The sequence below is a fragment of the Microcystis sp. M079S1 genome (assembly GCF_020246425.1).
GTDB classification, from domain to species: Bacteria; Cyanobacteriota; Cyanobacteriia; order Cyanobacteriales; family Microcystaceae; genus Microcystis; species Microcystis aeruginosa.
The window spans coordinates 31,215-52,846 of the sequence record NZ_JADBSZ010000074.1 but is presented as its reverse complement, the minus strand read 5'-3'; the positions used below and the strand labels follow the sequence as shown (position 1 = coordinate 52,846).

Sequence of the window (21,632 nt, the reverse complement as noted above, 5' to 3'; positions counted from 1 at the left end):
GATAGGGGACTTGCGTGGGAATAATATCCCAATCGATCGGAGGGCGCAAGCTTTGCGCCCCTACAGTAACGGATTTTGTCCACAATGTAGGGGCGAACTGCGTTCGCCCAAAAGGTACATTATCAAAGCGCAAGTCCCTAGCCTGTGTTTGTTGTGGGAAAAGGGTTTTATCAATTATGCAGGGCTGATTTGTGAGCAGCCAGTTGCGGGTTCAAATCCCATCACCAGCTTTTAACAACTTTTGAGTCAAGACCTAATTTAGCGGCGTGATTGCTCTAAAATAAGGTCATCGCTTGATCAGTATATAGCAATGACCTTAATCGCTGTCATCGATTACGATATGGGAAATCTCCACTCTGCCTGTAAAGGACTGGAAACCGTGGGTGCAGTGCCGAAAATTACCGATTCTCCCCTCGATCTCGAAAAAGCTGACGCTATTGTCTTACCCGGAGTCGGTTCTTTTGATCCTGCTGTCCGGCAAATTCGCAGCCGTCATCTAGAAAAACCGATCAAAGTTGCGATCGCTAATGGTAAACCCTTTCTCGGTATCTGTCTCGGTTTACAAATTCTCTTTGACTCATCAGAGGAGGGTCAAGAGGCTGGTTTAGGGGTTATTCCGGGGACAGTGCGCCGTTTTCGCTCGGAACCGGGCATTACCATTCCCCACATGGGTTGGAATCAATTAAACTTCACCCAGCCTGATCATGCTCTTTGGCAGGGATTACCCCCGCATCCTCACGTCTATTTTGTCCATTCCTATTATGTCGATCCCCTTGATAGTCATCTAACTGCCGCCACCGTCACCCACGGCAGTCAAACGGTGACAGCAGCGATCGCTCGTGATCGTTTGGTAGCGGTGCAGTTTCACCCGGAAAAATCCTCGACCAATGGCTTAAAAATTCTGGCTAACTTTGTTGAACAGGTGCAAAAATTAGCTTTAGTCTCCTAAATAAGCCTTTAAAACCCGATCGTTTTTTTGGATTTCGCTGGGAATGCCATCGGCTAAATTTGTCCCTTCTGCTAATACCCAAACGTGGTGACAAAGGGACATAATCACATCCATATTATGCTCGATAATTAAAAAGGTAATTCCCTGACGATTCCATTCGATAATATGGTCGCTGATTTGAGCGATTAAAGTGGGATTAACTCCGGCGGCTGGTTCATCTAATAAAATTAATTTTGGCTCGGTCATTAGCGCTCGGCCAATCTCTAATAATTTGCGCTGTCCTCCCGATAAAGCCCCCGCATAATCCTGCGCTTTCTCCCCTAGACCAATCGAATCTAATATGTCCAAAGCTTTGGCACGATTTTCCTGTTCCTGTTGGCGAATTTTTGCCCCCTGAAACCAGACTTTGAGAAAATTTTCTCCCGTTTGCCCCGGACTAGCTAAGAGCATATTTTCTAACACCGTTAATCGGGATAATACCCTTGCTACTTGAAAAGTTCTCACACATCCTTTCAGGGCAATTTGATAGGGAGGCAGCTGATGAATGGGCTGACCATCAAGAAAAACTTCCCCTTTATCTGGGCGAATAAAATTAGATAAAAGGTTAAAAAGTGTGGTTTTGCCGGCCCCATTGGGCCCGATTAACCCGGTGATGCTGCCCTGCGGCACATCCAAATAAGCATTATTGACGGCGCGAATGCCCCCAAAACTTTTCGATAATCCTTTGGCAGAAAGTAACATATATAAATTATGAATTATGAATTATGAATTATGAAGTGGGAAGTGTTTTCAGTGAAGAGTAATCGATGAACTGATAACTGATAACTGATAACTGATAACTGATAACTGATAACTGATAACTGATAACTGATAACTGATAACTTAAATTATTTTCCCAAAGTTAACTCCTCTTTTTTGCCGAGGATACCCTGGGGTCGCCAGATCATTAAAACCATGAGCAGCAGACCGATAATCATAATCCGTAAAGCCCCTAATTGGCTATCATTAAAAATATCTAATTGGGGCAGAATAAAGCGAGTCAGGGAATCGTAAGCCCAGAAAATTACTGCTCCTAGTAAGGTGCCGGCATTGCTACCAGAGCCACCGAGAATGATAATAATCCAAGCGTTAAATGTCAATAACGGTTCAAAATTAGTCGGGTAAATAGTGGTTAATTGCCATGCTAAAAAAGCCCCAGCTAAACCAGCGATTGCACCGCCTAACATCAAAGATTGTAACTTATACCAAAAGACATTTTTTCCTAAAGCCCGGGGAATTTCTTCATCTTCCCGGATAGCTTTGAGGATGCGTCCCCAAGGCGATCGCAAAAGTAATTCTAAACCAGTATAAACGAGAGCGAGGAGGACTAAAACTACCACCATCAGCCCCGCTTTGTAATTATAGTCATTCAAGGCAATTACACCGTTTATATACAGAAAAAGCAGGATTATCGCCCCTAACGACCCCCAAAAGATTAAAGCTCTCTTTTGCGTCGGTTGATAGCTTTTACCGCTAATTTGCCCGGCTTCGCGCCATTGTCGTTGCAGATTGCGCCCCAATTGCCAGAGAGCAAAGATAGCAAGCAGGGTAAACAGGGCAATAATTAATAATTTGACGGGAAAACTGGGATTTATATCCAAAGGTAGGGGATAACGTTGTAGTCCGAAACTGCCTTTCGTTAACCAATCCTCGTTAAGCACCAGTAAACGAATTAACTCAGATACCCCGATGGTGACAATTGCTAGATAATCGGCTCTTAATCTCAGGGTGGAAAAACCGATCGCCAATCCCAACAATGCCCCTAGGATCGCCCCGACAATGGCGGCAAAAATCATCGGTACACCCTGTAAAGTTAATAAAACCGTTGCATAAGCCCCTAAAGTGGCAAAAGCAACGTGACCAAAGTTAATTAAGCCAGTAAATCCCCATTGTAGATTTAAACCGAGGGCAAAAATCGCGTAAATACCCGCCCAAATTGTCAGGGAAACTAAATAATCTGTCATGTTATGGCAATTATCTTAATAGTGAGGTACGAAGTTTTCGGTTTCGGGAGTCAGGAGCCAGAAGTCAGGAGTCAGGAATCATGAGACGACGCCCAATCCAGTTATACTTCATACTTATGAGAAACGCTATAACTAAAAAATGATCTTCAAAGTAAAAAGTAAACAAGGGGTTGGGGGAGTGGGAAGTGGGAAGTGGGGAGAAAAAGCTGAAAACTCACATCTAATCACTGATTACTGATTACTGATTACTGATCACTGAAAAAGCTGATTGCTAACTGCTAGTATAATATCAGTTACAACGGCCTCTGTAGCTTGATGGACAATTGTGACGAGCGGAGGGTGCTAGGCTATCAATACTGAAAAAACCTTGTCCTGTTAATTTCTATGCCTCTTTTGATTCTAATTGCCGATGATGACCCCGGTATCCGCCTAGCGGTCAAAGACTATTTAGAATTAGCAGGTTATAGTGTGGTGGCGGCGAGTAATGGTTTGGAAGCTTTGAATTTATTGGATACCTATCATCCCCATCTTTTGGTATCGGATATCAAAATGCCGCGTTTAGACGGCTATTCTTTGGTGACTAAGGTGCGGCAACAGCCAGAATTTAGGTTATTACCAGTAATTTTTTTAACCGAAAGAGGGTCAACAGAGGAAAGAATTCGCGGTTATCAAGTGGGTTGTGATATCTATCTTCCTAAACCTTTTGAGATGGAGGAATTAAAAGCGGTTATTCGCAATCTTTTAGAGCGAGCGCAAATGGTGCAAAGTGAACGTCAATATCAGAAATTAAAACCAGAAGAAAGCCCCAAAACTAGGGATGTTTTAACTTCTTCTTTACAGGACGATTTTAAGTTAACTAATCGCGAGCGGGAAGTGTTAGAACATTTAGCCCGGGGACTTTCTAATAGTGAAATTGGGCAAAAACTGCATCTTAGTTCTCGCACGATCGAGAAATATGTTAGCAGTTTACTCAGGAAAACAACTACTAACAATCGCGCCGAATTGGTTCGTTTTTCCCTCGAACATAGATTAATCGATTAGCTGAAAGAAAAAACTTAAATTTTGTTTTTTACTTCCTCCAAAAGACTGCCACAGGAGTCTAAAAGTAGCTCGATTACGCGGTCAAAACCTTCCCGACCACCGTAGTAGGGATCGGGAACTTCTTTTTCTGGGTGATAACGGGCATAGTCACACATTAACTTGACCTTTTCTTGATATTTTCCTGTCCGATCTAGGGATAAAATATCTTGATAATTGGCTTTATCCATGGCTAAGATTAGAGCAAAATTCTCGAAATCCTCGCAGGTAAATTGTCTAGCTGTCCCTTGCAGAGGAATACCGCGTTTTTTGGCCGCCGTATTCATGCGAGAATCGGGAGGAGAACCGATATGATAACCGGCAGTCCCCGCAGAATCACAGAGGATTTTATTGCTTAATCCTTCTTGTTCAATCAGATAATTCATGATATTCTCGGCAGCGGGAGAACGACAGATATTTCCTAAACAGACGAAGAGTAGTTTATAGGGCATAAATTGACCGGTAGAATCATTACTAAATTGCCAATTATAGGGCATTTTTAACATCCCGATAAAGATTTATCCTCAAAAAACTCCTCGCTGTCCATTAACCTAATTTTGGCTAATCCCAAGCTTTCTAAATGATCTTGCCACCCTTGGGGGGTATCTTCGATCGCTAATAATCCTAATACCCTAGCTACGTCTGCTACCCAGGGTAGGGTATGAATTCTATAACCCTGCCAGTTTACTTCTAAAGATAACCAAGCGGGAATCTCTTGGGGGTTAAATTGTTGGGAGGCAATATAATCAGCTTGAAAGCAGTAAATCCGAGGGGGTTTTTGACTCTCTAACAAGGGTAAACACTCCTTCTAATCTGGACATTAATCTCTTGACTCGTATTTTAGGGGAACCTCAGCATAATTTCTGTTAAATATGAACTTCTCTTGTCAAGAAATAGTTAAAAAACAACTGATAACTAGGCCGAGTTTCCCCAAGGCAATTTACCCTTAATTCTCCCCTAAGCGAGGACGAATAATTAAATAAATTGCCGGACCGATTAGAGGCAATAGGGAAATTACCGGCAACAGGAAAGGATTTTTTAATCCCCGTCGGGTTAGATCATCTTGCAGCAAAATTGGACATAATAGGGTTAAAAAACAGAAATCTAAACTCATAACATGAATAAAACGGCTAGTTTGCCACTGATGCCAAAAATCAGACCAATTGCCGTTAATTAATCCGTAAGCGATTAAAATTGCCGCAGTAATTAGGGCAATTACTCCCAACCAAGGTGAGTCTAAAAGTTTAATGACCAGATTTTTTTTACCGGTAAAATTGCTGTTGGGTTGACGGAGAGTTAGATAGGGTAAAATAGCGAAAGCACCCACGGCAAAGGAGGCAAAAGCAAAGGGCCAAGCGATGATTTTTTGGTCACGACCATCGATAATTAAAAGGCTAGTGTAGATAAGTGGCCAAACTCCCATCAGGTTAAAAAGAGCGATAATTAACGGGTTGATATATTGCCATTTCCCAGTGGAAAGATCGATAATTAAATTCACTGTATCTGGTGGATCGGGGGGTGCTAGTAAAAAAGCGTATAATCCGAAGCCTAACCAAAGTAAGCCGAGAATAATTTTTGTTAACATGAGAGTAGATAATTAGATTAATTGAGTAATGGATTTTTCATCGGATATTTTAGTACAAAAGTGATCAAAATGTCAAGCAATATTAGCTAATCAATGATCGCTAAGTAGGTAGGCGTTAAAAATTATCAGATGCCCCCCTTATTAAGGGGAGATCCCCCCGCCTATCGGCACCCCCCTTATCAAGGGGGGCAGGGGGGATCGAACCTAAAATCCATTTTTAATTTAATTATAACCAGCTACTTAATTTTTAGGGAAGACGACGAGGATTCATGGTTTCTACTGGGGTAATTTCTGCACTTTTAGAGTGGAGTAAGCGAGTTTGTTCGAGGATAGTTTCTAAGTCTTCATCCGAGAATTCTTGTACATAGTTTAATTTCACTTCTTCTAGGAAGATAATTAATAACATCTCGATTCTTTCTAAACTGTGACGGGATTGTAATTCCTCGGCGAGAGATTGCCCGAAACGCTGGACTAATTGCTGAACTAAACGCTCAAAAACTTCGTCTTCCTGGGTAATATTTTCAGCTATATTAACAAAGGATTGATACAATTGACTAGATAGACGATTGCTCAAGTCAGTTTTTAACCCTTTCATGCCGGGTAATCGCAATAAGCTTTGATAAGCGGGAGTTTGACTGAGAATTTTCTCGATATTGTATTTAATTAAAGCTTCTGCTTCCGGTTTAACTTGCGGTAAAACCTTGTCAACGGTACTATTAACTACTAACCGAAAAATTTCAATAACTTCATTAGTATCATTGAGATTATTATATCCTCCATTGAGGGATCGATGAAGAAGTTTCTCCACTTGTCCCTGTCGAATATATTCCTGAATTTTATTAATGATTCTCAGGACAATTATCTCAGTAATATCTTTAGAAATTAGCGCAACTAAGCCTTTAACTGCCTGTTCTTTAATCAACCTTAAGTTAATAATTTTAACTTGATCTAGGCGAATAACGGTAGGAATAAATCGCAGCCATCTCCAGATAGGAATAAACAGAAAAATATCATACCAACGCCATAACATAGCCTCGCGCCAACGCAGGCCTTTATGAGTGCGAGCAATCCACCAAGTTCTCAGCATAAATTCCCAGAAAAAGATGGTACCAAATAAAAAATCGATCGCCTCAAAGTTATCTATCGGTCTCCCATCTTCTCCCAGGGGACGAAAATAATTAGTTTCTATTAAAGGTTGAATTTCTTGATTAAAAAACTTCAACTCTTTTTCCCAGCCATTTTGACTGAGATAATCCCAAGTCCAAAACTTCTGAAAGGCTGTTTTTGCGGAAACATTTTCTGTTTGAAAAACCCGCAAGCGCGTTTTATTTTTAATCTTCTCTAAAGTCCCAGTTTTCTCCGCCAAGGCAAAGGGATTATTATCAATCATATTGACACTTTTTTGGCGCAAATTGTCTAAAATTTTCTCGATTTCTTGGCGATATTCTTGCAGATTAAACTCTGGGTTAAAGAGCTTTTGATTAATTATTTGATTAAGTTTATTAACCGTCTCTAAATATTCACTGGTACTGCGATAGGGTTTAATTCCTTTCACCACATCATACTTAGCGATTCCTTTAACAAAGGGAATTTCTAGGGGTTTATCGGGAGGTATTTGTAATTCTTGAAAGGAAATCGGCCCGAGTTTTATTGGTTCATTAAATCTTAATAAAGTTATTTGCAAGCGTCCCTGTAACCAAAAATCTCGCAGGGGAATATAGGTTAAATCGAAAATAACCAGAATATAATTGCATAACACCAATAAGGCCATGCAAGTCTCAAAGAGATTGCGCGGGGAAAAACGACGGTTTCTGATCACGGGGTTTTTAGTCAAAGTCATTAGCCTAGAAAGCACACTTTGACCATGGTAAACCGAAAACGCCTAAACAGAGATGAGAAAACTAGAAAATAAACGTTTGGGTCTATAGTCGGCTCTCCAGCTTGTAGATTTTGTAGGCTGCATTAATCAAAGGTAACACACCTTATCTGAGGTGAAAATTTGTTCTTTCTAATTGTTGCTAGAAATGGGTTATGATGTTTATATGTTTAGGGGCTAAAGGAGAAAAATCATGGTACGTTGGTCACTAACCGGATCAGCTTTAGGACAAAAAGGCGCAAAAAAGGGAAGCTTATCCCAATACGTTGAAGAAGCGGTTAAACAAAGACTGAGCTTTGAAGAAACCGTAGATTCTGTCCAAGAACGTAACTTGCGTTATTCCGAGGAAGAAATCGAAGAATCTATCAATGAGGCTATCCGAGAAACTCGTGCTACGTCTCGTTCTTGATACCAATATTCTAATTTCTGCACTGTTACGCAAAAACACACCGCCTTATCTTCTTTATACAGCATATCCCTACCTAGGATGAAAATAATTATAAATTTCCTTAGCTAATTGTTCCCCAATGCCTGTCACCTGTTGCAATTGTTCTAGGGAAGCTTCGCGAATATAATCCAGAGAATGAAAATGAGCTAATAAATCTTTTTGTCGCTTAAAACCTAACCCCGGTATCTCATCAAGACGGGAACGGCGACTTTTTTGCATCCTTTGTTGTCGGTGAAAGCTAACAGCAAAGCGATGCGCTTCATCCCTGACTCGACGTAATAATTGCACTCCGGGTTGTTCCTTATCTGTCTCTAAAGGAGAGGATTCTCCGGGTAAAAAAATCTCCTCTCTCTGTTTAGCTAAACTAACAACTTTTACCTGTTCTAATAAATTCATCTCCCCTAAAACTGCCACCACTGCTGATAATTGTCCCTTTCCCCCATCAATCATGACCAAATCGGGAAAATCATCACTTTCGGCAATATTATCGGGATTTTCGGCATAAAGACGGAAACGCCGCCGAATTACTTCTGCTAAACTGGCAAAATCATCGGAATGGCCGATTTTAACCTCGGGATTTTTGATTTTATAGTGACGATAATGTTGATTAGCGGCCACCCCATCGATAAACACCACTCCCGACGCGACTGCATTAGAACCCTGAATATGAGAAATATCATAACCCTCGATGCGGTGGGGTAGTGCCGGTAAATCGAGAATTACCGCTAAATCCTGCAAAGACTGTAAATCTCGTTCGGCGCTTCTTTTCGTCTTTTCTAACTCATAAAGAGCGTTTTTCTCGACCATAGCTAATAAATCCGCTTTACTTTGCCGTTGGGGGACAGTTAACTCGACTTTGCGACCTTTTTTTTCCCTTAACCACCCCGCTAACACCTCACCTTCCGGTAATTCGCAGGGTAGCAGGATTTCGCTGGGAATTTCCACCCCTTCCACCGATAAATAATGTTCTTCCAGGACTTTTTGCAGGATTTCTCCCTCGTTTGCTGACTGACTATCGGCAAAAAATCCCAAACGTGCCACCAAACGACCAGAACGCACTTGGAATAATTGTATGCAACAATGCTGCTCGTCTTTAGCTAAAGCGATCGCGTCCCGGGATACGGTATCATCGGGTAAAGAGACTTTTTGATCGGTATTAAGAGCCTGTAATCCGCGAATTTGATCCCTAATCGTGGCCGCTTTTTCAAAATCTAGGTTTTCCGACGCTTCTAGCATCTTTGCTGCTAATTTCTCTAATAATTCCCCCGTCCTTCCCTGAAAAATCATCGCCACTTTCTGCAAGGTTTCCCGATAATCTTGGGGACTAATTAATTTTTGACAAACCCCTGGACAACGACCGATATCATAATTTAAACAGGGACGGTCTTTAAACAGAGGTTGGGGACGTTGACGCAGGGGAAAAGTGCGTTTAATTAGGTGTAAAGTGTGGCGCAGCAGCCTGGTATCGACGTAGGGACCATAATAACGGTCTTTTTGGTTATTTATCCTACGTTTGCGGGTGATAAAAATGCGCGGGTAGGTTTCCGACCAAGTAATACAAATGTATGGATATTTTTTATCGTCCTTGAGGAGAGTATTAAAATGGGGCTGATGTTGTTTAATTAGATTAGCTTCCAGGGCCAAAGATTCTGCTTCCGTGTCGGTGACGATAAATTCAATTTCTGTCACCTGTCGCACCATTAAAGCAATGCGGGGACTGAGGGGTTGACTGGGACGAAAATAGGAACGGACTCTAGACCGGAGTTTTTTGGATTTACCGATGTAGAGAATTTCGCCATTTTGGTCGCGCAGGAAGTACACTCCCGGTTCGAGGGGAATTTCCCGAAGACGATTTTCTAGGCGATCGAGGTCTTGGATTAGGGTAGAGTTAAGATTATTCCCGAACATCTTTTTATATTAGGGTTTGCGGCAAAAAGTTTGTCTTGGGTGTGGGGTGTGGGGTGTAGGGTGTGGGGTGTAGGGTTTTACCGATTTTCAGGGAAAAAGTCCCGGAATTTTCCCCCCCATTACTCCAATGGCCGGTACTTTTGGATTTCAAAAAGGTCTAAAAGTCTTATCGAACAATGTTTTTAGATTTATTCAGCAAACCCTATATTAGACAAAAAATTACGCCAGTGGGTATTAGCTGACGTTTGGCAAGATATTCAGGGCAAATCTTCACAAAAATTAATAGGCTTCTGATTCGATTTGCTTAATCGGGACGAAACATTCCCCGGGGAGAAGAATCGGTTTATTGTTAAAAATCAATTGTCCCCGATGATTGTCGCGGTTAATAGCGACACCAAAAGGACGTTTACTAACTCTGCTATTGAGGGTACAGTAGATGCGATAAATGCGTCTGGCCGCCCTTAAGACAGTAGGATCTAACAAAATTGGGATTTCCATATCGACACGTTGTTGTTCTGTTTTCTCGGATAGGGCTACCATATCACTCGTCTCCCCACGATTAAATTGACATATTTATTAAATCAATGTTATACGACGATTTCCGATTATGCCACTTTTGTTAGGATTCTAAAACTTTCAGGATGGCCTGGCCCATAGCTTGGCATCCCACTAAGGTCATACCTTCCGAGAAAATATCTCCGGTACGATAACCGAACTCTAAGACTTTTTCTACGGCTTTTTCCAGCGATGCTGCCGCTAAAGGCTGATTTAGCCCATATTTTAACATCATAGCAGCGCTGAGAATCTGGGCGATCGGATTGGCTTTATCTTGGCCGGCGATATCCGGGGCCGAACCGTGGACGGGTTCAAAAACTCCCACCCCAGCAGTCCCTAAACTAGCGGAGGGTAACATTCCGATACTACCGGTTAACATGGCCGCTTCATCGGAGAGAATATCACCGAATAAATTGCCCGTGACGATAGTATCAAATTGTTTGGGGGCCCGGACTAACTGCATGGCTGCGTTATCGACGTAGAGATGGGAAAGTTCCACATCGGGATAATTAGCGGCCATTTTCGTCATCCGGTCGCGCCAGAGTTGGGAAACATCAAGAACATTAGCTTTATCGACGGAACAGAGTTTATTGCCGCGTTTTTGGGCAATTTCAAAGGCTACCTTAGCGATGCGGTCCACCTCCGATTCCAAGTAAACCATGGTATTTACACCGCATTTTTCTCCCGTTTCTGTCTCAAAAATCCCCTTCGGTTGACCGAAGTAGACACCCCCGGTCAATTCCCGGACGACCATGATATCCACTCCCTCGATAATCTCCCGTTTGAGACTAGAAGCGTCGATTAATTGCGGAAAAATGGTGGCAGGACGCAAATTAGCAAAAAGACCTAAGCCAGATCTTAAGCCTAATAATCCCGTTTCTGGCCTTTGCTGCCGGGGCAAATTATCCCATTTATAACCCCCGATAGCGGCCAGGAGAACAGCATCACTATTTTTACAGGCGCTCAGGGTTGCTTCGGGGAGGGGACTGCCGGTTTCATCAATGGCTGCCCCTCCAATTAAAGCGGTTTGGAAGTCAAACTGGAGGTCAAATTTTTTAGCGATGACTTTCAGTATCTCTACGGTGACAGCGAGGATTTCCGGCCCGATGCCATCGCCGGGTAGTAGGGTAATGCGATACTGTTGCGTCATAGTTCTAGAACGGTAAAATAGGTCAGACTCTTAATTATAACATAGTTAGGGTTGGCTGAATAAATCTAAAAACCTTGTTGGATAAGGCTTTTAGACTTTTTTCCCCTCAAAAAGTGCCAGCGATTGCAGTGATTGGGGGGAAAATTCAGGCACTTTTTCCCTGAAAATCGGTAAAATCCTACACCCTACACCCAGGAAAAACTTTTTGCCGCAAACCCTAATTAAAGGGGTAGTTAATCCCCATTAACTACACTAATTCTACATGGGAATCATCCCCGATCATAAAGCGTAAAGCTTTTGGACGTTGGGGGGCAATTTCTAATTTTGCCCGTCGTCCGATCACACTATCAACTATGCGCTGATGAATGCCAATAATCGTGGCATCTTTGAGAATAACACTGTGTTCTATGTCGGCATCGATTAATTTTACTCCATTAGCCACACTACTATAGGGACCGATAAAACAATTCTCAATGTGACAATTTTCTCCAATAATGACAGGGCCGCGAATGGTACTATTAATAATTTTACTACCCTGACCAATTTGTACCCGTCCGATCGCCTGACTATTAGCATCAATTTCTCCCTGCAAAGCGATTTCTAGACTGGTATCAAGGATAATCCGATTTGCCTCTAATAAATCATCTTTTTTACCCGTATCTAACCACCAACCCAGTAGTTTATTGGCTTCTACTGCTTTATTTTGATTGATTAATTCTTGGATAGCGTCGGTAATTTCTAACTCACCCCGGCCCGAAGGTTGAATAGATGCGATCGCTTGGTGAATGGTGGGGGCAAAAAAATAAATCCCCACCAAAGCTAAATTTGAGGGGGGGTCTTTGGGTTTTTCGACTAAGTATAAAACTTTGCCGGTTTCATCGACTTTTGCCACCCCAAAAGCACTGGGATTAGACACTTTTCGCAGGAGAATTAAAGCATCAAGGGACTGTTTTTGGAAAGAGTCTAAAAAGGGCGATAAATCATCCTCAATTAGGTTATCACCCAAGTACATAATAAAGGGGGAATCTGCTAGGAAAGATTGGGCAGTTTTGACCGCGTGAGCTAATCCGGCTGGTTGATCTTGGCGAATATAAGTTATCTTAGCCCCAAACTGTTCACCACTGCCCGTGGTCTGACGAATTTCTTCCCCGGTTTCGGGACTGATAATAATGCCAATATCAGTAATTCCTGCGGCGACAATTGACTCGATTCCATACCATAAAATCGGTTTATTGGCCACGGGAACTAACTGTTTTGCCCCAGTATAGGTTAGGGGACGTAACCTCGTACCTTTGCCACCGGATAAAATTAGTGCTTTCATAGTTTTAAAGATTAAATAGTTGATTGAGCATAGCTTTGAGAGAATCCCGCCAATAGGGAGGAATATAACCCAATTGTTGCGAGATTTTTTGACTGGAAAGAACCGAGTAGGCTGGACGCACCGCCGGGGTAGGATATTCAGCCGTAGTAATCGGAATTACTCTCTGAATTTTTAAGGGAATACCGCTTATTTTTGCCTCCTCAAAAATCGCTTTAGTTAAATCAAACCAACTGGCGACACCGCTATTAGTAAAATTATAGATTCCTGCGGGATTATCGGCATTAATTAAAAGGTGAGTAATTGCTGCGGCGATATCTTTAGACCAAGTGGGACTTCCCAGCTGATCGACAACTACTTTTAACTCCTCTCTTTCCTTGCCTAATCTCAGCATGGTTTTGACAAAATTACTTTTGCCATAACTGCCGTAAACCCAAGCAGTCCGCAGGATAATTGCCTGAGAATTAACAGTCTTAATCTCCTCTTCTCCCCTTAACTTTGATTGTCCATAAACCCCCAAAGGATTAGTCAGATCGGTTTCTAGATAGGGGGTATTTTTTCGACCATCAAACACATAATCGGTGGAAATATGGAGAAATTTAGCTTGAATTTTCTCGGCAGATTCCGCCATGATTTTCGGGGCTGTAGCATTGATAGAATAGGCTAAATCTGGCTCGGTTTCGGCTTTATCCACTGCCGTATAAGCGGCGGCATTAACCAGATAATCGGGGTGAATTTCCCTAATTAACTGGCCGATTTTTTCCGAGTTAGTTAAATCCAGTTCTTCTCGACCGATACTAATAACTTCGCCCAGGGATGGTAAAGTTACTTGTAACTCTTGTCCTACTTGACCTTTAGCACCAATTAGTAAAACTTTTTTCATTGTCTTTAGGGGAAAACTTCCACGGATTTAAAGGGTTGTCCAGCTTGGTCTTTAGGGGAGAGAATCGGGGGGGGCTCTAGAGGCCAGTCAATCCCTAAATCGGCATCATTCCATAAAATTGTTTTTTCGTATTGAGGATAATAATAATTAGTGGTTTTGTAGAGAAATTCGGCTCGATCAGAGAGGACTAGAAAACCATGGGCAAAACCTTCCGGGACCCAGAAAATACGTTTATTTTCCGCACTTAAAACACAGCCTACCCATTGCCCAAAAGTGGGGGAACTTTTACGCGCATCCACTGCCACATCAAAAACACTACCGCTCACTACTCGCACCAGTTTACCCTGGGGATTGGGGATTTGATAGTGTAATCCTCGCAGGACATTTTTTAGGGACATAGAGTGATTATCCTGGACAAAAGTGGTATTAACCCCAGTTTTTTCTCGAAAATCTTTCTGATTAAAACTCTCCAAGAAAAAACCTCGATCGTCTCCGTAAACTTGCGGTTCAATAATTAAAACATCAGGAATTTCCGTCGGAATAACTTTCATAAAATCGGAGACAAGATAACTTTTGCGGGTAGTCTAGCACAAAAGGGTATTTTTTTCTAAATTTTTTGATTAATCTTTCCTCGGTAACTGAATAATGATAAGATGAGCCTAACTTAGTCAGAGCATAAACGACGTGGTACAAGTCTCTACACACACCGCTACTCAATCTATCCCCGTGGAGGGAGAAGCCTTAAAAAACTGGTTACAGACTAGGGCTAATCAGATTATCGCCGGCGATCGACTCAGTAAGCAAGAGGCCCTAGCTTTAACTGCGATCGAAGGTCAGGAAAATATTTTCAGCTTATGTGAGGCTGCCGATCGCATTCGTCAGGCCTGTTGTGGTAATACGGTGGATTTATGTAGCATTATCAACATAAAATCGGGAAGTTGTTCGGAAAATTGCAGTTTTTGTTCCCAATCCGCCCACCATCCCGGACAAGATTCGCCTATCTACGGTTTAAAAAGTCGTGAGGAAATCGTCAGCCATGCGAAAGCAGCAGCCGACGCGGGGGCCAAACGCTTCTGTTTAGTTAGTCAAGGCCGGGGATTAAAGTATAATAGCCCTAAATCGCAGGAATTCGAGGAAATACTGGCCACAGTTCAAGAAATCATCGAAACGGCCAAGATTAAACCCTGTTGCGCCCTCGGAGAGTTAACCCTTGCCCAAGCGCAAGCCTTAAAAGAAGCCGGAGTTACCCGTTATAATCACAATCTGGAGGCTGCCGAGAATTTTTATCCTAACGTGGTCTCCACCCACAGTTGGCAGGATCGGGTAGAAACGGTTAAAAACCTGAAAGCGGCGGGAATTCAGGCTTGTACGGGCGGAATTATCGGTATGGGCGAAAGTTGGACCGATCGCATTGATTTAGCTTTTTCCCTGGCGGAATTAGAAGTGGAATCAGTGCCGATTAACCTATTAAACCCCAGAAGTGGCACCCCTTTAGGTCATTTACCCAAACTGGATCCCTTGACTGCCCTAAAAGCGATCGCTATTTTCCGGTTTATTTTACCCCAACAAATCCTCCGTTATGCCGGGGGACGAGAGGCGGTGATGGGAGAATTGCAAAATCTGGGGCTAAAATCGGGAATTAATGCTATGCTGATTGGGCATTATTTGACCACTCTAGGACAACCCCCCCAACAGGATCAGGCGATGTTGGCTGATCTTAGTTTAATAGGAGGAGAAGCCCCCATCCCCGGTGAATACCAACCCCAACAGGCAACCTAAATCACGTCGAGGACGAGAATCTCCGCCGCGGCGCACTTCCGTATCGGTTCCCAATGAGTTACTCTGGGCTTTGATTGGTTTGTTGCTGACAATTTTTAGTACATTTGTTCCAGTCAGCCTAGCTAGTTGGTCGGCTACTACGGGTCTATCTTCGCAAAAACTGGGCATAACTTACCAAATTGGCGCAGTATTATTAACGGGCTGTCTGGGGGGCAAAAATGCCGGGCTTCTCGCCCAGGTGGCCTATATTTTTCTCGGTTTAACTTGGTTGCCCGTGTTTGCCCAGGGCGGGGGAATGGGTTATCTGAAAGAAGCCAGTTTTGGCTATATTTTAGGCTTTATGCCGGGGGCATGGCTGTGTGGTTGGCTGGCTTTTCGCTGGCGCGCCAAGATAGAAACTCTGGCTTTAAGTGCTTTTGCCGGTTTGTTAGTTATTCATCTGTGCGGTTTATTATATATGCTGGGATTGTCGATTTTTCAGCCCCAAGCCAGTCAAATCACCTTTCCCGATAGTTTGCCCACCCTATTTATGAATTATTCAGTCTGGCCATTTTTAGGGCAGTTAGTAGTAATTTGTGTGGTGGTAATTATTGCCTTTTTCTTCCGTAAATTATTATTTTATTGATGCCACAGCCAATGTTAAAAAAGAATCGCTGGTTTTGGATAGTGGCGGTGATTGGTCTAAGTTTAGACCAAGTAACTAAGTATATAACCGTGCAGAGTTTTGAGCAAATTGGTGAGACTTTCCCGATTATTCCGGGGGTTTTTCATTTCACCTATGTGATTAATACTGGGGCGGCTTTTAGCGCTTTTCGGGGCGGTGTTGGTTGGCTAAAATGGCTATCCTTATTAGTTAGTTTGGGATTAATGGCTTTTGCTTACTTTGGACCGCATTTAAGCCGTTGGGAACAATTGGCCTACGGTTTTATTTTAGCAGGGGCTTTCGGCAATGGTATCGATCGCTTTTTGTTTGGTTATGTGGTGGATTTTCTCGATTTTAGATTGATTAATTTTCCTGTTTTTAATCTGGCTGATGTCTTTATTAATATCGGGATTATTTGCCTATTAATTTCTACCTTTCCCCACAAGTCTAGGGTCCTGTAGGGGCGAAGCATTCGGGCGATAACCTATCGCTGAAACTGTAGATTTCCTATCCGAATGCTTCGCCCTTACTTTTTCTGTTCAAAAAAATTGGGGATTTAGTATTATATTCCTGGAGTCCTGATAATTTAAATATTTTGGAAATCTAGATAATTCCTGTTGAGTACCAATCATAATAAATCCGTTGAGTATAAGCTACATATCAGCAGAGACACTCATGCAAAAGGCAACCCCCCCAACCCCCCGACATCGGGGGGGGTTGGGGAGAATAGATAATCAGTTTTTAATAACTGGATTTAGTATTACATATTCCTGTGCTTGTTCAAGCAAATAATAAACGTCCTTTAGGTTCAGGAATTTCTCGGCCTAATTCCTGTGCTGTTTCAATCCATTGTTGAATAATGATTTCAGCATTTTGCACAGCTTCTTGATAAGTTTCTCCATCAGCCATACATCCTGCAAGTTCTGGAACTTCAACGATAAATAGTTGATCCTCATTACTCCAGTAAATAATCAGTTCATAACGAATTTTCATCTTGATATCCTAACTTATATTTTAAAATCAGACTACGAATTTGCTTAACTTGATAGACTTTGGCTTTTCCTTGTTTGGGTTGCAGATTTAAAATTTCTTCAACTCCTTCTTTAGTAAAAATATGATGACTTCCTCCTATTCGTTGATCAAATCCTAATTTCCTCAGTAGTTGACAAAGTTGCTCGAAGGCAATGTTAGCATCAGAATTACCTAAAAGAATTTTAATCAATAATTTATCCTGTTTACTCATACATCCGATAAATATAAGTAGGGAGGCACAATTATTTGTAGGATTGGTTAGCGGTAGCGTAACATGATCGGGCGTTGGGTTTCATGCTTCAACCCAACCTACGTTCTGGAAAAAAACTTAATTGAAGCTCATTTACCTAGATAAAAATAAGCTATTATTCCTGTTTTTTATCGGTGCTGGGTGGATGCCAACCTCCCCGGATCCATAATCGACGAACTTTAACGATAAAACCTTCATTATGATTGTCATCATTTAAGTCCAAACGTTCAATAGTTGCCCTAGCGATGGGAGTAAGTCCCACTATTTTTAAAGCATCTGGTGTCCAGATAAAATGTTCTTGCCAATGCTGTTGGCGCGGATTGAATATTTCTACCTCTTGTTCTGTTTTCGGATCAATTGCCTTGATAAAATTGTAGCGATATCTGTTACATCTTTGGCAAGCTAAAGCTAAGTTTGCCAATTCATCTTTGCCTCCTAAAGATTTGGGCTGAATGTGATCTACTTCAAATAATGCGGCACTAATTTCTTCTGGAGAATGACAGTATTCACACAGATAGTTGGCTCTTGCTCGGACTTGTAATCGAGTGGTGATACTAATCATTTAGATTCAGCAACTATTCGCGCATTTAACAGCGTGAAAATCTCGTTTAACTCTAAAATACCGGCCAATTCTGCGGTTTCTTGAGAATTAAGTTGGGAATTTTTTTCTAGTTCCCGTAGTTCCTCCAATCGACACTGCAATTCCTCGGTGAATTTAAAAAGATAATTTTCCCTTACTGGCGATAGCTTAATTCCTTTTTCAATCCAGGAAGAGGGCTTGACCATCAGTTGAGTTAACATCACTTTCTCCCTAACTTTAATCCCTAACTTAATCCTAACACGATTATTTATCCTCGATCGGGTGAGCAATGCCCACCCGAAAAACTATGCTTCTGTTGCAGAATTAGAGCGATCGAATTTACTAACTAACTGAGGATTTTCTGACCAAGCATCGATAATACTCATATTGCCATTGAGAAAATTCTGTTTAATAGCGCGGCGTTGAATTTTGCCACTGGCAGTTTTGAGAATTGTTCCCGATTTAGCCAGAACAATGGCATGGGTCATAATTTCGTGTTCTTCGGCGATTTCCTGACGGATATCGGCGATTAATTTGGCCGTATCTAATTCGCCGCTGCGACGTTCCAATTCCTGGACAATAACTAACTGTTCTTCCCCATTATCTTCAATGGAAAAAGCGGCACCATAATCGGGACGAAAAACCTCATTAAGATGCTGTACTGACCATTCTAAATCCTGGGGATAATGATTACTGCCACGGACAATAATTAAATCCTTAATCCGTCCCGTGATATACAATTCCCCATCGAGAAGAAAACCTAAATCTCCCGTGCGTAAAAACGGTCCTTCTCCTGTATCAGCAAGATAAGCTTGAAAAGTCTCTTTGGTTGCGTCTTCCCGTTGCCAATATCCAGCGGCCATACTGGGGTCACTGGCCCAAATTTCGCCCACTTCATCGGCTGCACAAAGGGTGAAAGTATCGGGATTAACGATAGCTATACGGGTATCACAGACGCGACGACCACAACTGGGGACGGATCTAACTCCCGTGGTTCGATCGGAACCTACAGGGACAATTTTACCGCGTTCGTAGGCGGTTGCATCCAAAGCGGTGATAATTGGGGTGGTTCCCTTGGGTTTATTGGAAATCAAGAGGGTATATTCAGCTAATCCGTAGGCAGGGGCGAAAGTTTGCCAAGAAAAGCCGTAATCTGCAAAAGTATCGACAAATTTGGCCATGACCTTCGGATTAATCGGTTCGGCGGCATTTCCCGCGGCCTGCCAACTGCTCAGGTCTAATTCCGCTAAATCGGCAGCTTTAATCCTGCGAGTACAAAGATCATAGGCGAAGTTGGGGGCCTGACTATGAGTAACTTTGTACTTAGTAATATTTTTTAACCACTGCATCGGACGCTTAATAAAAGCAAAGGGAGACATGAGATAGCAGGGTGTACCGTTGTAGAGGGGGACGGTGATACCCTCGACTAACCCGTAATCGTGGAAATAGGGCATCCAAGTTAGGGTAACGCTATCCGGTTCGTAACCACAAGCTTTTTGCAAGTAACCGCAATGGTGCATCAGGTTAAAATGACTTAGCATCACTCCTTTGGGGATATTAGTCGAACCGGAGGTATATTGCAGATAGGCAAGCGCCGATTTATCCACCTGGGGATCTTGCCATTGGTCCGCGAGGGAAATATCAATACTTTCGGTAGTAATCCATTTCATTTGGTCGAATTCTGGAAATTCTTCCTTAACACCTTCAATAAGAGTCAGAATACTTTCGGTAACTAGGGCAAAGGTGGCATTAGCATCCTTGACAATTGCTCGTAAACGGGGCAGAGTGCGCTTAAGTCGTCCCGATTCCGGTGGGGGGACGGGAATGGCAATCACTCCCCCGTAGAGACAACCACAAAAAGCGGCCACTACTTCTAAACTTTGAGGATAGAGTAACAGGGCCCGTTCTCCCAGCGCCTGGTATTTTTGCAAATAGGCGGCGATTGCTCTTGCTTGGCGATCGAGTTCACTGTAGGTTAAAGGTGGGGTTTCTTTTTTACCATCGATAAGAAAAGTGTAGGCATGGCCGTCTGGTTGTGCCGTGGCGCGGTAACGTAAGAGTTCTACTAGGGTGGCAGGTTGAATTAAGGTTTCAGTCATCGTTGTTATCGGGCTTATTGGGGGCCATTGTATAGAAGTTTTAAGATATTTGCCCATGGCGCTAGGATAAAGTGCCGAAGGCGATCGGTCAAGGTATAGGATTAAGTTATTGGTTAAAATCCCGCCCGCCTTATCTGTGCAATTGTGGTAAAAAGCTATAATTAATCAACCCTAAAATACCGGAAAAAGTCATGACAGCCCTAGACATGATCCCAGATGTCACCTATCTCCCCACAGATTTATGGAGTGATGAACCACCCTTGGAAAGTGATCTACACCTGCAACAGATCATCATTCTCCTTAGTTGTCTAGAATTATTATGGCGCGAGAGGAGTGATTACTACGCTTCGGGAAATCTAACCATCTACTACAACGAGGAACAACTGAAAAAACGTGATTTCTGTGGTCCTGATTTTTTTGTGGTTTTAGATACCGAAAAGCGTCCCCGCAAAAGTTGGGTAGTTTGGGGAGAACAGGGTAAATATCCGGATCTAATTGTCGAGATTCTCTCCGATTCTACGGCCAATATTGACCGCAATAACAAGAAAATTCTCTACCAAAATACCTTTCGCACTCCTAATTATTTTGGGTTCGATCCTAATAGTTTAGAATTGCAGGGATTTAGACTAATTGAGGGACAATATCGAGCCATTTCTCCCAATGACCAAGGTTATTTATGGAGTGAACAGTTAGGATTATATTTAGGCATATTTGACCGTAAACTGCGTTATTTTACCGCCGATGGTCAATTAGTCCCCACTCCTCAAGAAGCTGAGTTACAGCAACGACAGGCAAAAGAACAGGCTATTTTAGAGAAAGAACAGGCTCTTTTAGAGAAAGAAAGGGAACGACAAGCTAAAGAAAAATTGGCCCAAAAACTACGAGAATTAGGCATTGATCCCGATACAATTTAGGGGAAATATTATTTTCTAGTAACTATGGTGACAGCAGCGCCCCTAGTGGGTGTAATTATGGGCAGTGATTCCGACTTACCCACCATGAAAGAAGCGATCGCAGTTTTAGAGGTTTTTCAGATTAGCCACGAAGTCGCCATCGTCTCGGCCCATCGTACCCCCGAAAAAATGTTTGAATACGCCAAAAACGCTCATAGGAGGGGAATAAAAGTGATTATCGCCGGAGCCGGCGGCGCTGCCCATTTACCCGGGATGGTGGCATCTTTAACCCCCTTACCCGTGATTGGGGTTCCCGTAGTCACGCGCACTTTACAAGGGTTAGACTCTCTCTATTCAATTGTACAGATGCCCGCAGGCATTCCCGTGGCCACGGTGGCGATCGGTAATGCCAAAAATGCCGGACTTTTAGCGGTTCAAATTCTCGCCACCGGTAATGCCGATCTTTTAGAGCAAGTTATCGCCTATCGTCAATCCCTCACCGATTCCGTCCTCGAAAAACAAAGCAATCTTCAACGACTAGGCTATCAAGACTATCTAGAGCAGAGTTCACCTAAGTAGGGTAGATTGAGAAAAGATTAAGTAA

25 protein-coding genes are annotated in these 21,632 nt (G+C 42.6%); 8 read left to right on the top strand and 17 right to left on the bottom strand.

Annotated elements, in window-relative coordinates; genetic code table 11:
* The first annotated feature begins 310 nt into the window (after positions 1-310).
* Entirely contained in the window at positions 311-949 is a 639-nt protein-coding gene (gene hisH, locus IM456_RS04900) for an imidazole glycerol phosphate synthase subunit HisH (RefSeq protein WP_149985699.1), read from the top strand.
* On the opposite strand, the gene IM456_RS04895 is transcribed toward hisH, so the two are convergent.
* On the bottom strand, positions 938-1,690 hold the full coding sequence (locus IM456_RS04895) for an ABC transporter ATP-binding protein (protein ID WP_287692092.1): 753 nt from the start codon (positions 1,688-1,690) through the stop codon (positions 938-940). The two genes, hisH and IM456_RS04895, sit on opposite strands and share 12 nt — an antisense overlap.
* Before the next feature lie 146 nt (positions 1,691-1,836).
* Positions 1,837-2,952, bottom strand: coding sequence for a branched-chain amino acid ABC transporter permease (locus tag IM456_RS04890; RefSeq protein ID WP_002761333.1), 1,116 nt, complete (start codon positions 2,950-2,952; stop codon positions 1,837-1,839).
* A gap of 384 nt (positions 2,953-3,336) precedes the next feature.
* Between IM456_RS04890 and IM456_RS04885 the strand changes: the two genes are divergently transcribed.
* A complete protein-coding gene (locus tag IM456_RS04885; protein WP_002797454.1) occupies positions 3,337-3,993 on the top strand; it encodes a response regulator transcription factor in 657 nt (218 codons plus the stop codon).
* 14 nt (positions 3,994-4,007) lie between these two features.
* Here IM456_RS04885 and IM456_RS04880 read toward each other — a convergent pair whose 3' ends face one another.
* The 4 genes from IM456_RS04880 to IM456_RS04865 form a co-directional block, all read right to left on the bottom strand.
* The gene (locus tag IM456_RS04880; RefSeq protein ID WP_149985701.1) at positions 4,008-4,526 is read right to left on the bottom strand and encodes a low molecular weight protein-tyrosine-phosphatase; all 519 of its coding nucleotides are present in this window, start codon (positions 4,524-4,526) and stop codon (positions 4,008-4,010) included.
* Positions 4,527-4,528: 2 nt separating this feature from the next.
* A complete protein-coding gene (locus IM456_RS04875; RefSeq protein WP_002797452.1) occupies positions 4,529-4,822 on the bottom strand; it encodes a hypothetical protein in 294 nt (97 codons plus the stop codon).
* Positions 4,823-4,975: 153 nt separating this feature from the next.
* Complete coding sequence (locus IM456_RS04870) at positions 4,976-5,614, bottom strand: DUF2834 domain-containing protein (protein ID WP_287692096.1); 639 nt, start codon at positions 5,612-5,614, stop codon at positions 4,976-4,978.
* A gap of 247 nt (positions 5,615-5,861) precedes the next feature.
* Positions 5,862-7,454, bottom strand: a complete 1,593-nt coding sequence (locus IM456_RS04865; RefSeq protein WP_287693126.1) for a hypothetical protein — start codon at positions 7,452-7,454, stop codon at positions 5,862-5,864.
* Between the two features lie 229 nt (positions 7,455-7,683).
* Here IM456_RS04865 and IM456_RS04860 point away from each other — a divergent pair, with 229 nt between their 5' ends.
* Positions 7,684-7,899, top strand: a complete 216-nt coding sequence (locus IM456_RS04860; RefSeq protein WP_287693127.1) for a ribbon-helix-helix domain-containing protein — start codon at positions 7,684-7,686, stop codon at positions 7,897-7,899.
* 69 nt (positions 7,900-7,968) lie between these two features.
* Here IM456_RS04860 and uvrC read toward each other — a convergent pair whose 3' ends face one another.
* The 6 genes from uvrC to rfbC all read right to left on the bottom strand — a co-directional run bounded on the left by uvrC (position 7,969) and on the right by rfbC (position 14,303).
* Positions 7,969-9,846 (bottom strand): excinuclease ABC subunit UvrC, encoded by a 1,878-nt coding sequence (gene uvrC, locus IM456_RS04855; protein WP_149985706.1) that lies wholly within the window; start codon positions 9,844-9,846, stop codon positions 7,969-7,971.
* 279 nt (positions 9,847-10,125) lie between these two features.
* Entirely contained in the window at positions 10,126-10,386 is a 261-nt protein-coding gene (locus tag IM456_RS04850; RefSeq protein ID WP_002734814.1) for a hypothetical protein, read from the bottom strand.
* Between the two features lie 79 nt (positions 10,387-10,465).
* A complete protein-coding gene (gene leuB / locus IM456_RS04845; protein WP_149985707.1) occupies positions 10,466-11,551 on the bottom strand; it encodes a 3-isopropylmalate dehydrogenase in 1,086 nt (361 codons plus the stop codon).
* 247 nt (positions 11,552-11,798) lie between these two features.
* Complete coding sequence (locus IM456_RS04840) at positions 11,799-12,872, bottom strand: glucose-1-phosphate thymidylyltransferase (RefSeq protein WP_287692197.1); 1,074 nt, start codon at positions 12,870-12,872, stop codon at positions 11,799-11,801.
* 4 nt (positions 12,873-12,876) lie between these two features.
* Positions 12,877-13,752 carry a dTDP-4-dehydrorhamnose reductase gene (rfbD, locus tag IM456_RS04835; protein ID WP_287692199.1) on the bottom strand — a complete coding sequence of 292 codons (876 nt, stop codon included), beginning with the start codon at positions 13,750-13,752 and terminating at the stop codon, positions 12,877-12,879.
* A gap of 5 nt (positions 13,753-13,757) precedes the next feature.
* Positions 13,758-14,303, bottom strand: a complete 546-nt coding sequence (gene rfbC / locus IM456_RS04830) for a dTDP-4-dehydrorhamnose 3,5-epimerase (RefSeq protein WP_149985710.1) — start codon at positions 14,301-14,303, stop codon at positions 13,758-13,760.
* Positions 14,304-14,436: 133 nt separating this feature from the next.
* Between rfbC and bioB the strand changes: the two genes are divergently transcribed.
* The 3 genes from bioB to lspA are packed head-to-tail and all read left to right on the top strand — an operon-like array spanning position 14,437 to position 16,635.
* Positions 14,437-15,531 (top strand): biotin synthase BioB, encoded by a 1,095-nt coding sequence (gene bioB / locus IM456_RS04825; protein WP_149985711.1) that lies wholly within the window; start codon positions 14,437-14,439, stop codon positions 15,529-15,531.
* On the top strand, positions 15,503-16,156 hold the full coding sequence (locus tag IM456_RS04820; RefSeq protein ID WP_149985712.1) for a biotin transporter BioY: 654 nt from the start codon (positions 15,503-15,505) through the stop codon (positions 16,154-16,156). The genes bioB and IM456_RS04820 overlap by 29 nt, the downstream gene beginning before the upstream one ends.
* A gap of 11 nt (positions 16,157-16,167) precedes the next feature.
* Positions 16,168-16,635 (top strand): signal peptidase II, encoded by a 468-nt coding sequence (gene lspA, locus IM456_RS04815; protein WP_287692203.1) that lies wholly within the window; start codon positions 16,168-16,170, stop codon positions 16,633-16,635.
* A 319-nt stretch (positions 16,636-16,954) separates the two neighbouring features.
* Here lspA and IM456_RS04810 read toward each other — a convergent pair whose 3' ends face one another.
* The 5 genes from IM456_RS04810 to IM456_RS04790 form a co-directional block, all read right to left on the bottom strand.
* Complete coding sequence (locus IM456_RS04810; RefSeq protein ID WP_002776225.1) at positions 16,955-17,167, bottom strand: type II toxin-antitoxin system HicB family antitoxin; 213 nt, start codon at positions 17,165-17,167, stop codon at positions 16,955-16,957.
* Positions 17,151-17,417 carry a type II toxin-antitoxin system HicA family toxin gene (locus tag IM456_RS04805; RefSeq protein ID WP_287692205.1) on the bottom strand — a complete coding sequence of 89 codons (267 nt, stop codon included), beginning with the start codon at positions 17,415-17,417 and terminating at the stop codon, positions 17,151-17,153. Before IM456_RS04805 ends, IM456_RS04810 begins: the two co-directional genes overlap by 17 nt.
* Positions 17,418-17,571: 154 nt before the next feature.
* Positions 17,572-18,018 carry an HNH endonuclease gene (locus IM456_RS04800; protein ID WP_002797431.1) on the bottom strand — a complete coding sequence of 149 codons (447 nt, stop codon included), beginning with the start codon at positions 18,016-18,018 and terminating at the stop codon, positions 17,572-17,574.
* On the bottom strand, positions 18,015-18,257 hold the full coding sequence (locus tag IM456_RS04795; protein ID WP_002767156.1) for a hypothetical protein: 243 nt from the start codon (positions 18,255-18,257) through the stop codon (positions 18,015-18,017). Before IM456_RS04795 ends, IM456_RS04800 begins: the two co-directional genes overlap by 4 nt.
* A gap of 84 nt (positions 18,258-18,341) precedes the next feature.
* The gene (locus IM456_RS04790) at positions 18,342-20,135 is read right to left on the bottom strand and encodes a fatty acyl-AMP ligase (protein WP_149985715.1); all 1,794 of its coding nucleotides are present in this window, start codon (positions 20,133-20,135) and stop codon (positions 18,342-18,344) included.
* Positions 20,136-20,326: 191 nt separating this feature from the next.
* Between IM456_RS04790 and IM456_RS04785 the strand changes: the two genes are divergently transcribed.
* On the top strand, positions 20,327-21,049 hold the full coding sequence (locus tag IM456_RS04785) for a Uma2 family endonuclease (RefSeq protein WP_287692207.1): 723 nt from the start codon (positions 20,327-20,329) through the stop codon (positions 21,047-21,049).
* Positions 21,050-21,073: 24 nt separating this feature from the next.
* Positions 21,074-21,607: a 5-(carboxyamino)imidazole ribonucleotide mutase gene (gene purE / locus IM456_RS04780; RefSeq protein WP_012263785.1), complete on the top strand. Its 534-nt coding sequence runs from the start codon at positions 21,074-21,076 to the stop codon at positions 21,605-21,607.
* The last annotated feature ends 25 nt before the right edge of the window (positions 21,608-21,632 follow it).

Bases quoted from the DNA above. Each gene is read 5' to 3' on its own strand.
- purE (WP_012263785.1), top strand. From the start codon at position 21,074: ATGGTGACAGCAGCGCCCCTAGTGGGTGTAATTATGGGCAGTGATTCC.
- IM456_RS04895 (WP_287692092.1), bottom strand. From the start codon at position 1,690: ATGTTACTTTCTGCCAAAGGATTATCGAAAAGTTTTGGGGGCATTCGC.
- rfbC (WP_149985710.1), bottom strand. From the start codon at position 14,303: ATGAAAGTTATTCCGACGGAAATTCCTGATGTTTTAATTATTGAACCG.
- IM456_RS04795 (WP_002767156.1), bottom strand. From the start codon at position 18,257: ATGTTAACTCAACTGATGGTCAAGCCCTCTTCCTGGATTGAAAAAGGA.
- IM456_RS04865 (WP_287693126.1), bottom strand. From the start codon at position 7,454: ATGACTTTGACTAAAAACCCCGTGATCAGAAACCGTCGTTTTTCCCCG.
- leuB (WP_149985707.1), bottom strand. From the start codon at position 11,551: ATGACGCAACAGTATCGCATTACCCTACTACCCGGCGATGGCATCGGG.
- IM456_RS04885 (WP_002797454.1), top strand. From the start codon at position 3,337: ATGCCTCTTTTGATTCTAATTGCCGATGATGACCCCGGTATCCGCCTA.
- IM456_RS04805 (WP_287692205.1), bottom strand. From the start codon at position 17,417: ATGAGTAAACAGGATAAATTATTGATTAAAATTCTTTTAGGTAATTCT.
- lspA (WP_287692203.1), top strand. From the start codon at position 16,168: ATGTTAAAAAAGAATCGCTGGTTTTGGATAGTGGCGGTGATTGGTCTA.
- IM456_RS04810 (WP_002776225.1), bottom strand. From the start codon at position 17,167: ATGAAAATTCGTTATGAACTGATTATTTACTGGAGTAATGAGGATCAA.
- uvrC (WP_149985706.1), bottom strand. From the start codon at position 9,846: ATGTTCGGGAATAATCTTAACTCTACCCTAATCCAAGACCTCGATCGC.
- IM456_RS04785 (WP_287692207.1), top strand. From the start codon at position 20,327: ATGACAGCCCTAGACATGATCCCAGATGTCACCTATCTCCCCACAGAT.
- IM456_RS04800 (WP_002797431.1), bottom strand. From the start codon at position 18,018: ATGATTAGTATCACCACTCGATTACAAGTCCGAGCAAGAGCCAACTAT.
- hisH (WP_149985699.1), top strand. From the start codon at position 311: ATGACCTTAATCGCTGTCATCGATTACGATATGGGAAATCTCCACTCT.
- IM456_RS04840 (WP_287692197.1), bottom strand. From the start codon at position 12,872: ATGAAAGCACTAATTTTATCCGGTGGCAAAGGTACGAGGTTACGTCCC.
- rfbD (WP_287692199.1), bottom strand. From the start codon at position 13,752: ATGAAAAAAGTTTTACTAATTGGTGCTAAAGGTCAAGTAGGACAAGAG.
- IM456_RS04850 (WP_002734814.1), bottom strand. From the start codon at position 10,386: ATGGTAGCCCTATCCGAGAAAACAGAACAACAACGTGTCGATATGGAA.
- IM456_RS04860 (WP_287693127.1), top strand. From the start codon at position 7,684: ATGGTACGTTGGTCACTAACCGGATCAGCTTTAGGACAAAAAGGCGCA.
- IM456_RS04880 (WP_149985701.1), bottom strand. From the start codon at position 4,526: ATGCCCTATAATTGGCAATTTAGTAATGATTCTACCGGTCAATTTATG.
- IM456_RS04890 (WP_002761333.1), bottom strand. From the start codon at position 2,952: ATGACAGATTATTTAGTTTCCCTGACAATTTGGGCGGGTATTTACGCG.
- IM456_RS04790 (WP_149985715.1), bottom strand. From the start codon at position 20,135: ATGACTGAAACCTTAATTCAACCTGCCACCCTAGTAGAACTCTTACGT.
- IM456_RS04870 (WP_287692096.1), bottom strand. From the start codon at position 5,614: ATGTTAACAAAAATTATTCTCGGCTTACTTTGGTTAGGCTTCGGATTA.